Origin of the sequence: Mesorhizobium sp. B2-8-9, from assembly GCF_006439475.1 — a bacterium.
Classification (GTDB): domain Bacteria; phylum Pseudomonadota; class Alphaproteobacteria; order Rhizobiales; family Rhizobiaceae; genus Mesorhizobium.
In genome coordinates, this window is record NZ_VFTQ01000016.1 from 51,170 (window position 1) to 63,925 (window position 12,756).

The 12,756-nt window shown below is 63.7% G+C and carries 12 protein-coding genes; 8 read left to right on the forward strand and 4 right to left on the reverse strand.

From position 1 onward, the window contains the following. Positions 1-197: 197 nt before the first annotated feature. The gene (locus FJ423_RS19500; RefSeq protein WP_140844035.1) at positions 198-638 is read right to left on the reverse strand and encodes a hypothetical protein; all 441 of its coding nucleotides are present in this window, start codon (positions 636-638) and stop codon (positions 198-200) included. A gap of 353 nt (positions 639-991) precedes the next feature. On the opposite strand from FJ423_RS19500, the gene FJ423_RS19505 reads away from it, so the two are divergent. Continuing rightward, on the forward strand, positions 992-2,011 hold the full coding sequence (locus tag FJ423_RS19505) for an NAD-dependent epimerase (protein ID WP_140844037.1): 1,020 nt from the start codon (positions 992-994) through the stop codon (positions 2,009-2,011). Between the two features lie 124 nt (positions 2,012-2,135). Here the strand turns inward: FJ423_RS19505 and FJ423_RS19510 are convergent, their stop codons facing one another. After that, positions 2,136-3,446, reverse strand: a complete 1,311-nt coding sequence (locus FJ423_RS19510) for an MFS transporter (RefSeq protein ID WP_095765857.1) — start codon at positions 3,444-3,446, stop codon at positions 2,136-2,138. Positions 3,447-3,669: 223 nt separating this feature from the next. Here FJ423_RS19510 and cyoA point away from each other — a divergent pair, with 223 nt between their 5' ends. The 7 genes from cyoA to FJ423_RS19545 are packed head-to-tail and all read left to right on the forward strand — an operon-like array spanning position 3,670 to position 10,539. Continuing rightward, positions 3,670-4,851, forward strand: coding sequence for a ubiquinol oxidase subunit II (gene cyoA, locus FJ423_RS19515; RefSeq protein WP_140844039.1), 1,182 nt, complete (start codon positions 3,670-3,672; stop codon positions 4,849-4,851). 9 nt (positions 4,852-4,860) lie between these two features. Then, entirely contained in the window at positions 4,861-6,867 is a 2,007-nt protein-coding gene (cyoB, locus tag FJ423_RS19520) for a cytochrome o ubiquinol oxidase subunit I (protein WP_140844041.1), read from the forward strand. A 2-nt stretch (positions 6,868-6,869) separates the two neighbouring features. Continuing rightward, on the forward strand, positions 6,870-7,496 hold the full coding sequence (cyoC, locus tag FJ423_RS19525; protein ID WP_140844043.1) for a cytochrome o ubiquinol oxidase subunit III: 627 nt from the start codon (positions 6,870-6,872) through the stop codon (positions 7,494-7,496). Next, positions 7,493-7,867 (forward strand): cytochrome o ubiquinol oxidase subunit IV, encoded by a 375-nt coding sequence (cyoD, locus tag FJ423_RS19530; RefSeq protein ID WP_140844045.1) that lies wholly within the window; start codon positions 7,493-7,495, stop codon positions 7,865-7,867. The genes cyoC and cyoD overlap by 4 nt, the downstream gene beginning before the upstream one ends. 59 nt (positions 7,868-7,926) lie before the next feature. Continuing rightward, complete coding sequence (locus FJ423_RS19535) at positions 7,927-8,670, forward strand: SURF1 family protein (RefSeq protein WP_140844187.1); 744 nt, start codon at positions 7,927-7,929, stop codon at positions 8,668-8,670. Then, complete coding sequence (locus FJ423_RS19540) at positions 8,670-10,016, forward strand: ATP-binding protein (RefSeq protein ID WP_140844047.1); 1,347 nt, start codon at positions 8,670-8,672, stop codon at positions 10,014-10,016. Before FJ423_RS19535 ends, FJ423_RS19540 begins: the two co-directional genes overlap by 1 nt. Further along, a complete protein-coding gene (locus tag FJ423_RS19545; protein ID WP_210239569.1) occupies positions 10,006-10,539 on the forward strand; it encodes a response regulator transcription factor in 534 nt (177 codons plus the stop codon). Before FJ423_RS19540 ends, FJ423_RS19545 begins: the two co-directional genes overlap by 11 nt. A gap of 15 nt (positions 10,540-10,554) precedes the next feature. Here the strand turns inward: FJ423_RS19545 and doeB are convergent, their stop codons facing one another. Both doeB and doeA read right to left on the reverse strand, forming a co-directional pair. Then, complete coding sequence (gene doeB / locus FJ423_RS19550; RefSeq protein ID WP_140844052.1) at positions 10,555-11,559, reverse strand: N(2)-acetyl-L-2,4-diaminobutanoate deacetylase DoeB; 1,005 nt, start codon at positions 11,557-11,559, stop codon at positions 10,555-10,557. Positions 11,560-11,563: 4 nt separating this feature from the next. Next, positions 11,564-12,742, reverse strand: coding sequence for an ectoine hydrolase DoeA (doeA, locus tag FJ423_RS19555; protein WP_140844054.1), 1,179 nt, complete (start codon positions 12,740-12,742; stop codon positions 11,564-11,566). Positions 12,743-12,756: the final 14 nt, after the last annotated feature.

The following is a 12,756-nucleotide window of genomic DNA, read 5'->3' on the forward strand; positions in this document are numbered from 1 at the left end:
GCGGCTCCGCCCCTGACGGTCTCGTCAGGGCAGCGATGGCGACAAAGGCCAGGCAGACGCGCAACATCCCGATTTCCAGCAGCCATACCCCATCCGGCGTGCCGGGTTGCCCGGTGCCTGAGCGTACAATCTTTCCAATCGGATTTTCGCGCAAGCGCCCGTTTTCGGGGCGCCGTAACGGATCGCCCTCGCTTCCGTCAGCTATTGGCGGCCGACGGCAGCTCGAACAAGGTGGCGCCGTTCTCGCGCCCTCGGTCGACATAGCCGATCACGCGGAACCATTTCGCGACGTCGGGCCTGTGCAGCCAGCTGCGCGAATGGACGGGAAGGTTGCCGGCCAGCGCCTGGACATGGCGGATGTGGCGCTTGCAGAAGCGGACCGTCGTGGCGTTGAAGAAGTCCTCCCGCGCGGCAAAGAGCGTGTCGGCGGCGTCCGCGTGCTCATGCCAGGCGATGATCGCCACCGTCCTGTCGTCCTGCACGAGCGCATGCGCCCGGCCTTCCTTCAGGTTCATCATCAAATTGTCATAGGCGCTTTTGCTGTCCTTGCCGGCCGCCACATATTCGTCCGACATTCGCTTGGACAGGCCGCGGAAAACATCTTCCAGGTCTCCGACCGTCGCCGCGCGTGCTCTCATTTCTCCTCCTGACAGCCCGCCAGCAGTTTGCCCCAAGGAACAGGGATCACCAAGAAAACCAAATTCCCGATCCTGGGTGTACGCGCAATCGTATTCCGCATGGAAGTGCCCGACCGCTGATCACGCTCGCATATCAGCGTTGGCTTGAGATCGCTTTCCCGCTGTCGGACCCCGGCGGCGGCTGCGTGCGCTCTGGCAACGCGGACATCCGGCTGGCGGCCGATCTTGCCGCTGGCCTCACGCCGGCGACGACGGCAAGAGAAAGCGTATCGTTGAATTCATTGCAGCCCTGCCATAAAAGGCGCAAGTTCTCGATGGCCTGCAAGGTCTGACTGCAGCGTTAGGGGTATGCATTGACGTCGAGCAGGCCGATCCTGATCACCGGCGCAGCCGGCTTCATAGGTTTTCACCTTTGCCAGAGGCTGCTTGCCGAAGGCCGGCAGGTTGTCGGCCTCGATTCCATGAACGAGTATTACGACGTCACCTTGAAGCAGGCGCGGCTCGAGCGGCTGAAGGCTTTCCCAAACTTTCATTTCGAGCATGTCGATCTCGCCGACCGCGATGGCATCTCGGGGGTCTTTGCGTCGGTCGCGCCGCAGATCGTCGTCAACCTCGCCGCGCAGGCGGGCGTCCGCTACTCGCTGGTCAATCCGCATGTCTATGCGCAAAGCAATCTAAACGGCTTCCTCAACATCCTGGAAGGGTGCCGGCAGGCCTCGGTCGGCCATCTCGTCTATGCATCGTCAAGCTCGATCTATGGCGGCAGCACGCGCATGCCGTTCTCCGTGCATGATTCCGCCGACCATCCCCTCAGCCTCTATGCCGCCAGCAAGAAGGCAAACGAGCTGATGGCCCACACCTATAGCCATCTGTTCGGGCTGCCGACGACGGGCCTGCGCTTCTTCACCGTCTACGGTCCGTGGGGACGGCCCGACATGGCCTTGTTCATTTTCACCAAGGCCATCCTCGCCGGTCAGCCGATCGATGTCTTCAACCATGGCAACATGCAGCGGGATTTCACCTACATCGACGACATCGTCGAGGCAGTGGCCCGCGTCATGCAGCATCCCGCGACGCCCAATCCCGATTGGACAAGCGCTGCACCGGACCCCGCGACGAGCACCGCGCCATTCAGGATCCATAACATCGGCGACAGCTCGCCTGTCGAGCTCAGCCGGCTGATCGACGTTCTGGAAGACGCTCTCGGGCGCAAGGCAATCCGCAACCTGATGCCGCTGCAGCCGGGCGATGTGCCTGCGACCTATGCCGACGTCGCCTCACTCGAGGCGGTGATCGGCTTCAAGCCCAGGATCCCGATCGAGATCGGCGTTCCGCGCTTCGTGCAATGGTATCGGGATTTCTACCAGGTATGATTGCAGGTCAGAGCAATTCGAGGAAAAGTGTGGGCAGAGTTCGGCGCCTTCGCCGTAACCTTCCGTCTGGAACTGCGTCAAAAACAAAGGGATAGAGCGGCGACTATCCGAGCTCGCCGCTCGTTCAGTCGGCCCGGCGTGCCTGCCTGTCGATCCAAAGCGCGATCAGCGTGCAGGCGGCGCCCGAAAGCAGATAGGCGCCGGCGGCGATGAGGCCGAAATTGCCGGCCAGGAGCAGCGCCGCGAGCGGCGCGAAGCCGGCGCCGAACATCCAGGCCAGGTCCGATGTCACCGCCGAGCCGGTATAGCGGTGCTGGCGCGAGAAGCTCGATGCGACGACGCCTGAGGATTGCCCGAAGCTCAAGCCCAGCAGGATGAAGCCGAGCACCATGAACACCGTCTCGCCGACGGTGCCGCCGTTGAGAAGTTGTGGGGCAAAGCCGCTGAAGGCTGCGATGGCGACGGCGCCGCCGCCGAGCAGGGCGCGGCGTCCGACACGGTCGGCCAGCGGACCCGATGCAACGATCGCCGCGATGCCAAACAGCGCGCTCACCACTTCGATGACCAGGAAACGTTCCGGACCCTCATTGGTGAACAGGAACACCCAGGACAGCGGGAACACCGTCACCATATGGAACAGGGCGAAGCTCGCCAGCGGCGCGAAGGCGCCGACGACGACGTTGCGTCCTTCCGTCCGGACCATCTCCCTGATGCGCGTCGGCTGCAGGTCGCCGCTCTCGTAGAGTTTTGAGAATTCGGGCGTGACCACGATGCGCAGCCTGGCAAACAGCGCCACGACGTTGATGGCGAAGGCGACGAAGAAGGGATAACGCCAGCCCCAGGCGAAGAAGTCGTCGGCCGAGAGGTTGGCGACAAAGAAGGCAAATAGCGAGCTTGCCACGATGAGCCCGATCGGCGCGCCGAGCTGCGGGATCATCGCATAGATGCCGCGCCGGTTCTGCGGCGCATTCAGCGCCAGGAGGGAGGGCAATCCGTCCCATGTCCCGCCGAGCGCCAAGCCCTGCAGGAAGCGGGTGAGCGACAGCAGCCAGGCGGCGACCGTGCCGACGTCCTCATAGGAGGGCAGGAACGCCATGGCGACCGTCGAGGTGCCGAGCAGGAACAGCGCGATCGTCAGCTTGGCGCCGCGGCCATAGGCGCGGTCGATCGCCATGAACAGCACGGTGCCGAACGGGCGCGCGATGAAGGCCAGCGCGAAGATGGCGAAGGAGTAGAGCGTTCCGACCAGCGGGTCGTGGGTTGGGAACACAAGCTTGGGGAACACGATCACGGAAGCGATCGCATAGACGAAGAAATCGAAGAATTCCGACGTCCTGCCGATGATCACGCCGACCGCGATATCGCCAGCGCTGACCTGGCCGTGATGCGAGCCGATCAGCCTGCTGTCCGTTTCGGAAGTCGAAGTTTCAGCCATCGTTTCCGTCGTCACCAAACTCAACTTCGGAACGCGATTGTCGTCGTCCCGACGCTATGTTGTCGTCATCCAATTATGCGTGCACACTTTCGCGAAAGCCATACCGGCTGGGCATTGGACAAATTGTCCAATGTCGTCGCTGTGCCTGCGGCAGTAGCCGTTGGTCCATATCGCATCGCAACCTGCAGAGATCCTGCTGCAGGGCCATAGAGGGCAGCGTTTGATGAGACGATCCGGAGCCTTGCTTCTTTTTCCGCTCGCCGTGCTGCTGAGCGGCTGCGACCTGGTCGTGCTGGCGCCCGCGGGCGACGTGGCAGCGCAGCAGCGCGACCTGCTCGTCGTCTCGACCCTGCTGATGCTCATCATCATCCTGCCGGTCATGGCGCTGACCGTGCTGTTCGCCTGGCGCTACCGGCAATCCAGCACCACGGCGATCTACACGCCGGACTGGGACCATTCGACCAAGCTGGAGCTGGTGATCTGGGCTGCACCCCTGCTCGTCATCATCTGCCTCGGCGCGCTCACCTGGCTCGGCTCCCATCTGCTCGATCCCTACCGGCGCATCGACCGGATCGAACCAGGACAGCCGGTCACCCAGAACCACAAGCCGCTCAGGGTCGACGTCGTCGCGCTGGATTGGAAATGGCTCTTCATCTATCCGGATTACGGCATTGCCTCCGTCAACGAGCTGGCGGCGCCGGTCAACCAGCCGATCGATTTCCGCATCACCTCCTCGACGGTGATGAACTCCTTCTACATTCCGGCCCTTGCCGGACAGATCTACGCCATGCCCGCCATGGAGACGAAGCTGCACGCGGTCATCAACCGTCCGGGCACCTATTCCGGCTTTTCGGCCAACTACAGCGGCGCCGGCTTCTCCGGCATGCGCTTTGCGTTCCACGGGCTCTCCGATCAGGCGTTCGGTGAGTGGGTAACGCAGACCAAAGGTGCGCAGGCTACGCTCAGCCGCGAGACCTATCTCGAGCTCGAGCGTCCGAGCGAGAACGAGCCGGTCCGCCACTATGCCTCCGTCGATCCCGACCTCTATGGCGCGATCCTCAATCTGTGCGTCGAGCGCGGCAAGATGTGCATGAACGAGATGATGTCGATCGACGCCAAGGGCGGCCTTGGGCTGGCCGGCGTGCGCAACACCTTGCCGCTGCAATATGACAAGCTTGCCCGGCGCGGCGCGGTGTTCGGCAACGATCCGTCCTATGTCGCCAGCATCTGCACGGCGGAGGAAGCAGCCGCCGCCTCGCGCTCGGCCCGCGATGCCGGCGCGAAATACTGGCCAATGCGCGATCTTTCCCCGCTGCGCGGGGCAGGGCTGCTCAGTCCAGGGGCCGGCAGCCGCCGCGCCGATGCCGGGACCCCGTCGCTCGGCCTGCTGCGCTTCGAATTGTGAGGGATGCGGATGCCTGAGTCGCTGACCAAATTCATCTTCGGCCGCCTCACTCTGGAGTCGCTGCCGCTGCACGAGCCGATCGTCGTCGTCACCTTCATCGTCGTGGCGTTGGGCGGCCTCGCGGTGCTCGGCGCGGTCACCTATTTCAAGCTTTGGGGTTATCTGTGGCGCGAATGGTTCACCAGCGTCGACCACAAGAAGATCGGCATCATGTACATGGCGCTCGGCCTCGTCATGCTGCTGCGCGGCTTCTCCGACGCCATCATGATGCGCCTGCAGCAGGCCATCGCCTTCAACGGTTCCGAGGGTTACCTCAACGCTCATCACTACGACCAGATCTTCACCGCCCATGGCGTGATCATGATCTTCTTCGTGGCGATGCCTTTCGTCACCGGGCTGATGAACTTCGTCGTGCCGCTGCAGATCGGCGCGCGCGACGTCTCGTTCCCTTTCCTCAACAATTTCAGCTTCTGGATGACGGTCGGCGGCGCGATCCTGGTCATGGCCTCGCTGTTCGTCGGCGAGTTCGCCCGCACCGGCTGGCTGGCCTATCCGCCGCTCTCCGGCATCAATTACAGTCCCGACGTCGGCGTCGATTACTACATCTGGGCGCTGCAGGTCGCCGGCGTCGGCACGACATTGTCCGGCATCAACCTGATCTGCACCATCATCAAGATGCGCGCCCCAGGCATGACCATGATGCGCATGCCCGTCTTCACCTGGACCTCGCTCTGCACCAACGTGCTGATCGTCGCGTCCTTCCCGGTGCTGACGGCGGTGCTGACGCTGCTTGCGCTCGACCGCTATGTCGGCACCAACTTCTTCACCAACGATTTCGGCGGCAATCCGATGATGTATGTGAACCTCATCTGGATATGGGGCCACCCGGAGGTCTACATCCTTATCCTGCCGCTGTTCGGCGTCTTCTCCGAGGTCACCTCGACCTTCTCCGGCAAGCGCCTGTTCGGCTACACCTCGATGGTCTACGCCACGATAGTCATCACCATCCTGTCCTATCTCGTCTGGCTGCACCACTTCTTCACCATGGGCTCCGGCGCCAGCGTCAATTCCTTCTTCGGCATCACCACGATGATCATCTCGATCCCGACCGGGGCGAAGATATTCAACTGGCTGTTCACCATGTATCGCGGCCGCATCCGCTTCGAATTGCCGATGATGTGGACGGTGGCCTTCATGCTCACCTTCGTCGTTGGCGGCATGACCGGCGTGCTGCTTGCCGTGCCTCCGGCCGACTTCGTGCTGCACAACAGCCTGTTCCTGATCGCGCATTTCCACAACGTCATCATCGGCGGCGTGCTGTTCGGCCTGTTCGCCGGCATCGCCTATTGGTGGCCCAAGGCCTTCGGCTTTAAGCTCGATCCGTTCTGGGGCAAGGTCTCGTTCTGGTGCTGGGTGCTCGGCTTCTGGTTCGCCTTCATGCCGCTCTACATCCTCGGCCTGATGGGCGTGACGCGCCGCATGCGCGTCTTCGACGATCCCTCGCTGCAGATCTGGTTCGTTATCGCCGCTTTCGGCGCGGTGCTGATCGCCTGCGGCATCGCCGCCTTCCTGGTCCAGATCTTCGTCTCCATCCGCAAGCGCGAAGCGCTGGCCGATCACACCGGCGACCCCTGGGACGGCCGCACCCTCGAATGGTCGACCTCCTCGCCGCCGCCGGCCTACAACTTCGCCTTCACGCCAGTTATTCGCGACAACGACGCCTGGTTCGACATGAAGAAGGCCGGCTACCGGCGCCCGCTGTCCGGGTTCAAACCGATCCACATGCCGAGCAACACCGGCACTGGCGTCGTCCTGGCGGTGTTCAGCGTCGCGCTCGGCTTCGGCCTGATCTGGTACATCTGGTGGCTGGCGGCGCTGAGCTTCGTCTGCCTCATCGCAACCGCGATCGGCCACACCTTCAACTACCACCGCGACTTCGACATCCCGGCTGCCGAGGTCACGCAAACCGAAGAGGCGAGGACGACGCTCCTCGCCGCACAGGAGGTTAGGGTTTGAGCATGGCATCGACCGCGATCATGGCCGGCGCGGAACCGGTCTTCCACCTGGAAGAAGAGCACGCGCACGCCGAAGGCGGCAGCACCATGCTCGGCTTCTGGCTCTACCTGATGAGCGACTGCCTGATCTTCGCGATGCTGTTCGCGGCCTATGGCGTGCTTGGCGGCAATTACGCGGCGGGTCCGGCGCCGAAGGATCTGTTCGATCTCGGTCTGGTGGCGGTCAACACCACCATGCTGCTCTTATCCTCGATCACCTATGGCTTTGCCATGCTGACCATGGACAAGGGCCGTGTCGGCGCGACGCAAGCCTGGCTCGTGGTGACCATGCTGTTCGGCCTGGCGTTCCTCTCCATCGAGCTATCCGAATTCGCGCACGTGATCCATGAAGGCGCGACGCCGCAGCGCAGCGCCTTCCTGTCGTCGTTCTTCACCCTGGTCGGCACGCATGGCCTGCACGTGACCTTCGGCATCGTCTGGATGGTGACGCTGATGGTGCAGGTCGCGAGACACGGCCTCATCGAGGCCAACCGCCGCCGGCTGATGTGCCTCTCGATGTTCTGGCACTTCCTCGACGTCGTCTGGATCGGCGTCTTCACCTTTGTCTATCTGATGGGGATGCTCAGATGAGCGCTCATGATCATGCCGATCGCGACCGTACCCATGGCGGCGCCGCGCACGGCTCGCTGAGGGGCTACCTGATCGGCTTCGTCCTGTCAGTGATCCTCACCGCCATCCCGTTCTGGATGATCATGACCGGCGCCATGGACAACAAACAGGCCGCGGCCATCATCATCATGGCCTTCGCGGTGGTGCAGATCGTGGTGCACATGGTCTTCTTCCTGCATATGAACCCCGCCTCGGAAGGTGGATGGTCGATGCTGGCGCTCATCTTCACGGTGGTTCTCGTCGTCATCGTGCTGAGCGGCTCGCTCTGGGTGATGTACCACCTCAACGCCAACATGATGCCCGGGCTCCACGAGATGCGGGAGATGCCATGAGCCCCATTTCGGGCGTGGGCGTGTGGCGCGCGGGGAGGACCAAAGCCGAGGCAAAGGACATGACCGGCTCTCATGCGGCCTCGAAGGGTTCCACGTCGCGATTCCTGGCTGTGGTGCTTGGGATTCTCGGCGTCCTGGTGTTTCTCGGACTCGGCGTCTGGCAGCTGGAAAGACGGGTCTGGAAGCTCGACCTGATCGCCCGCGTCGACCAGCGCATCCATGCTCCCGTCGTCGATGCGCCCGGCCCGCAGGACTGGAGCGGGTTGAGCGCACCGGACTACGAATATCGCCACGTGCGGTTGACCGGGCGCTTGCAGGGCGGCGCCAACACGCTGGTGCAGGCGGTGACCGAGCTTGGCGGCGGCTATTGGGTGCTGACGCCGATGCGCGACGACCGCGGTTTCACGGTCCTCGTCAACCGCGGCTTCATCCCGCAGGAGCGCAAGGTGGAGTTCGAGCGGGAGAATGCCGCGCTCGCCTCGCCGGCGACGGTTGACGGGCTGCTGCGCATCAGCGAGCCCGGCGGCGGTTTCCTGCGCAGCAACGATTCCGCGGCCGATCGCTGGTATTCGCGCGACGTCGCGGCAATCGCCAAGGCGCGCGGCCTGGCGGATGTCGCGCCCTATTTCATCGATGCCGAGGCATCCGGCGCTGCTGGCTGGCCGCGCGGCGGGCTCACCGTCGTCACCTTCCGCAACAGCCATCTCATCTATGCTTTGACCTGGTTTGCCCTTGCAGGGATGCTGGCGATGGCGCTTGCCAGACAGGTCCTCGCCGGCCGCCGGAACTGGGATGCAGCGTGATGAATATCGCGTGGCCCCATCGCGACAAGCCGTTCCTGACGCTTCTTCCAACTCGGCAGGGAGGCGCCGCGTCGGACGCCGACGTCACGAACAGGAAGAACCTGCTCCTGCTCATCCAGCTGCGCTGGCTGGCGGTGACGGGGCAGGTGCTGACCATCCTGGTCACGCAATACTGGTTCGCCATCCCGCTGCCGCTCGCCGAGATGGCGGGCGTGGTGCTTTTCCTCGTCGGCCTCAACATCTTCAGCCTGCTCGCCCTGCGCGGCAACCGCCGGATCTCCAACGCGCAGCTCTTCGTCGCGCTGATTTTCGACATGGCGGCGCTGACGACGCAGCTCTACCTGAGCGGCGGCGCCTCGAATCCGTTCGTGTCGCTCTATCTCCTGCAGATCACGCTCGGCGCCGCGCTGCTGGCGCCATGGTCGACCTGGCTCCTGGTGGTGGCGGCCTCGGCCTGCTTCGTCTTCCTCATCTTCGTCTTCCAGCCGATCGCACTCCCGCATCACGGCGGCAGCGACCTCCTGGCGCTGCATCTGCGAGGCATGTTCATCTGCTTCGTGCTCGCGGCCGGCCTGATCGTGATCTTCATGACGCGCATCAACCGCAACCTGCGCGAACGCGATGCCTATCTCGCCGACCTGCGCCAGCGTTCGGCCGAGGAAGATCACATCGTGCGCATGGGCCTGCTGGCCTCGGGTGCCGCGCATGAACTGGGCACACCGCTGTCGACAATAGCGGTCATCCTGTCCGACTGGCGCCAGATGCGCGGCGTCAAGCGCAACCGCGAACTTTCCGAGGACGTGGCCGAGATGCAGGCGCAGATCGAACGCTGCAAAGGCATCGTCACGGGCATTCTCATGTCCTCCGGCCAGGCGCGGGGCGAGGGCACCATCCGCACCACGATCCGCCGGTTCCTCGACGATCTCATCGAGGAATGGCGCGTCAGCCGCCAGCCTATCAAGCTGCATTACAGCAACGACTTCGAGCCGGACGAGCAGATCGTGTCCGACACGGCGCTGAAACAGGTGATCTTCAATGTGCTCGACAATGCGCAGGAAGCATCGCACGATTGGGTCGGCATCACCGCCGAGCGGCAGGATGAGAAGCTGGTGCTCTCCGTCACGGATCGCGGACCCGGTTTCGACAAGGATATTCTGGCAACGCTCGGCCAGCCCTATATGTCGAGCAAGGGGCGACCAGGCGGCGGCCTGGGCCTCTTCCTGGTGTTCAACGTGGTGCGCAAGCTTGGCGGCGACGTTTCGGCGCACAACATGGCTGAGGGCGCCCGTGTTACCCTTTCGCTGCCGCTGGCGGCGCTGACCTATGGAGACGATCGTGAAATCTGATCGATCCTTGTTCGTCATCGAGGACGACGCGACCTTTGCGCGCACGCTCAAACGCTCGTTTGAAAAGCGCGACTATGACGTCGTGGTCTGCCACGACCGCGAGGCGCTGCTGGTCGCGCTGGAAACGGCCGTTCCGGCCTACGCCGTCGTCGATCTCAAGCTCGGATCGGGATCGGGTCTCGAATGCGTCAAGCTTCTCAGCGCCCGCAATCCGTCGATGCGCATCGTCGTGCTGACGGGATTTGCCAGCATCGCCACGGCCGTCGAGGCGATCAAGCTCGGCGCGGGCCACTATCTGGCCAAGCCCGCCAACACCGATGACATCGAAGCCGCCTTCGGCCGCGCCGAGGGTGACGTTTCGGTACCGCTCACCAGCCGCCCCACCTCGATCAAGAACCTCGAATGGGAGCGCATCCACGAAACGCTGGTCGAGACCGGCTTCAACATCTCCGAAACCGCGCGCCGGCTCGGCCTGCACCGGCGCACGCTTGCCCGCAAGCTCGAGAAGCGCGTGGTGCAGTAGGGCGCCGCACCAAGATTATTCGCGAACGGCCACGGCCAGCACCGAGACGCAGTCGCCAGCCTTGACCAGACCCGGGAAATGACGCGCGGCGAGCAGCCCCGACATCCTTGTCCTGATCTCCTGCGGCGCCTGCCCGGTGCGCCCGACCGGATGGATGCGCGCGACAACCTGGCCATCCTTCACGGATTCGCCGAGATCGACCATCGTCTCGATCATGCCGTCATCCTCGGCGAAGGCGAAGCAATCGCCCGACGGCATGTCCAGCCACTGAGTTCTGCCCTTCTCGACCGCACCATCGACGATGCCGGCGTGGCGGAGCACGTTGAGGATGCCGCGCCGGGCGATCCGCACCGTCTCGGCGCGCGAAGTTCCGCCGCCGCCGAGCTCGGTGGTGACAAAGACCTTGCCCATCTCCTCGGCGGCCGTGTCATACATGCCGACCGCGTCGATCTCGGTCATGCGCATCGAGAACGGCGCGGAGAAAGCCTCGACCGCGGCGAAGGCCTTTTTCTCCTGCGCCTTGTCCGGCAGGGTATGCGCCGCGCAGAAGGGTACGAAGTCCAGCGTCTTGCCGCCGGAATGGAAGTCGAAGACGATGTCCGCGCGCGGCAGCAATTCACGCTGGAAATAGTCGGCGATCTTCTCCGTCACCGTGCCGTCCGGGCGCCCAGGGAAAGAGCGATTCATGTTGCCCTTGTCGATCGGCGAGGTGCGCGTGCCGGCCCGGAAGGCCGGATAGTTCATCGCCGGCACGATGATGACCGTGCCGGAGACATTTTTCGGATCGAGCGTGCGGGCGAGTTCGTAGAGCGCCAGCGGCCCCTCATATTCGTCGCCGTGATTGCCGCCGGTGAGCAGCGCCGTCGAGCCCTTGCCGTTACGCATGACGCAGACCGGGATCATCACCGATCCCCAGGCGGAATCGTCGCGGCTGTAGGGCAGGCGCAGGAAGCCGTGCTGGACGCCGTCGCGCTCGAAGTCGACGGTCGGCGTGATCGGCGCGGGACGCAAAGCGGACATCGGCTCAGTCCTTCACGAACAGCTTGCGCGGCACGTTGGCCAGGCATTCGACGCCGGTGTCGGTGATCAGGATCGACTCGGTGATCTCAAGCCCCATCGTCTCCAGCCACAGTCCAGTCATGAAATGGAAGGTCATGCCGGGCTTGAGCTCGGTGCGGTCGCCAGGGCGCAGGCTCATGGTGCGCTCGCCCCAGTCCGGCGGATAGGAGATGCCGATCGGGTAGCCCGTGCGGTTGTCCTTGACGATGCCGTATTTCTTCAACACGGCGAAGAAGGCGTTGGCGATATCTTCGCAGGTGTTGCCGGGCTTGGCGGCCGCGAGGCCGGCTTCCATGCCTTCCAGCGTCGCCTTCTCGGCGTCCAGGAAGGCCTGGGTCGGCTTGCCGAGAAACACGGTGCGCGACAGCGGACAATGATAGCGATTGTAGCAGCCGGCGATCTCGAAGAACGTGCCTTCATTCACCTTCATCGGCTTGTCGTCCCAGGTGAGATGCGGCGCCGAGGCGTCCGCCCCCGACGGCAAGAGCGGCACGATCGCCGGATAGTCGCCGCCGATGCCGGCGACGCCGCGCGTGCCGGCATCGTAGATCTCGGCGACCAAATCGCATTTGCGCATGCCGACCTCTATTTTGTCGACGATGCGCTGGTGCATCGCCTCGACGATACGGGCAGCGTTGCGCATATACTCGATCTCGGTCGGGCTTTTCACCGCGCGCTGCCAGTTCACCAGCGCTGTGGCATCGGCGAAGCGGGCGTTGGGCAGGTGCTTCTGCAGCGCCGCGAAGGCGGCGGCCGAAAACCAGTAATTGTCCATCTCGACGCCGATGCTGAGCTTGTCCCAGCCGCGCCCGGCCAGCACGCTGGCGAGGTAATCCATCGGATGCCGCTCGGTCGACTGCACATAATGGTCAGCGTAGCCAATGATGTTGTCATGCGCGAGATAAGCGGTGCGCTTGGCGCCGTTGGCGTCCTGGCCGCGGCCGTACCAGACCGGCTCGCCGGAAGGCGGCACGATGACGGCCTGATGCACATAGAACGACCACCCGTCATAGCCCGTCAGCCAGGCCATGTTGGAGGGATCGCTGACGATCAGCAGATCGACGCTTTTAGCCTCCATGGCTTTTCGTGTCTTGGCGAGGCGCTCCGCATATTCGCCGCGCGAGAATTTCAAATTTGGCTGCATTTTGTTGTCCTCGT

Bases quoted from the DNA above. Each gene is read 5' to 3' on its own strand.
- FJ423_RS19535 (WP_140844187.1), top strand. From the start codon at position 7,927: ATGACCGGCTCTCATGCGGCCTCGAAGGGTTCCACGTCGCGATTCCTG.
- cyoB (WP_140844041.1), top strand. From the start codon at position 4,861: ATGCCTGAGTCGCTGACCAAATTCATCTTCGGCCGCCTCACTCTGGAG.
- cyoD (WP_140844045.1), top strand. From the start codon at position 7,493: ATGAGCGCTCATGATCATGCCGATCGCGACCGTACCCATGGCGGCGCC.
- FJ423_RS19540 (WP_140844047.1), top strand. From the start codon at position 8,670: ATGAATATCGCGTGGCCCCATCGCGACAAGCCGTTCCTGACGCTTCTT.
- doeA (WP_140844054.1), bottom strand. From the start codon at position 12,742: ATGCAGCCAAATTTGAAATTCTCGCGCGGCGAATATGCGGAGCGCCTC.
- FJ423_RS19510 (WP_095765857.1), bottom strand. From the start codon at position 3,446: ATGGCTGAAACTTCGACTTCCGAAACGGACAGCAGGCTGATCGGCTCG.
- cyoA (WP_140844039.1), top strand. From the start codon at position 3,670: ATGAGACGATCCGGAGCCTTGCTTCTTTTTCCGCTCGCCGTGCTGCTG.
- doeB (WP_140844052.1), bottom strand. From the start codon at position 11,559: ATGTCCGCTTTGCGTCCCGCGCCGATCACGCCGACCGTCGACTTCGAG.
- FJ423_RS19500 (WP_140844035.1), bottom strand. From the start codon at position 638: ATGAGAGCACGCGCGGCGACGGTCGGAGACCTGGAAGATGTTTTCCGC.
- cyoC (WP_140844043.1), top strand. From the start codon at position 6,870: ATGGCATCGACCGCGATCATGGCCGGCGCGGAACCGGTCTTCCACCTG.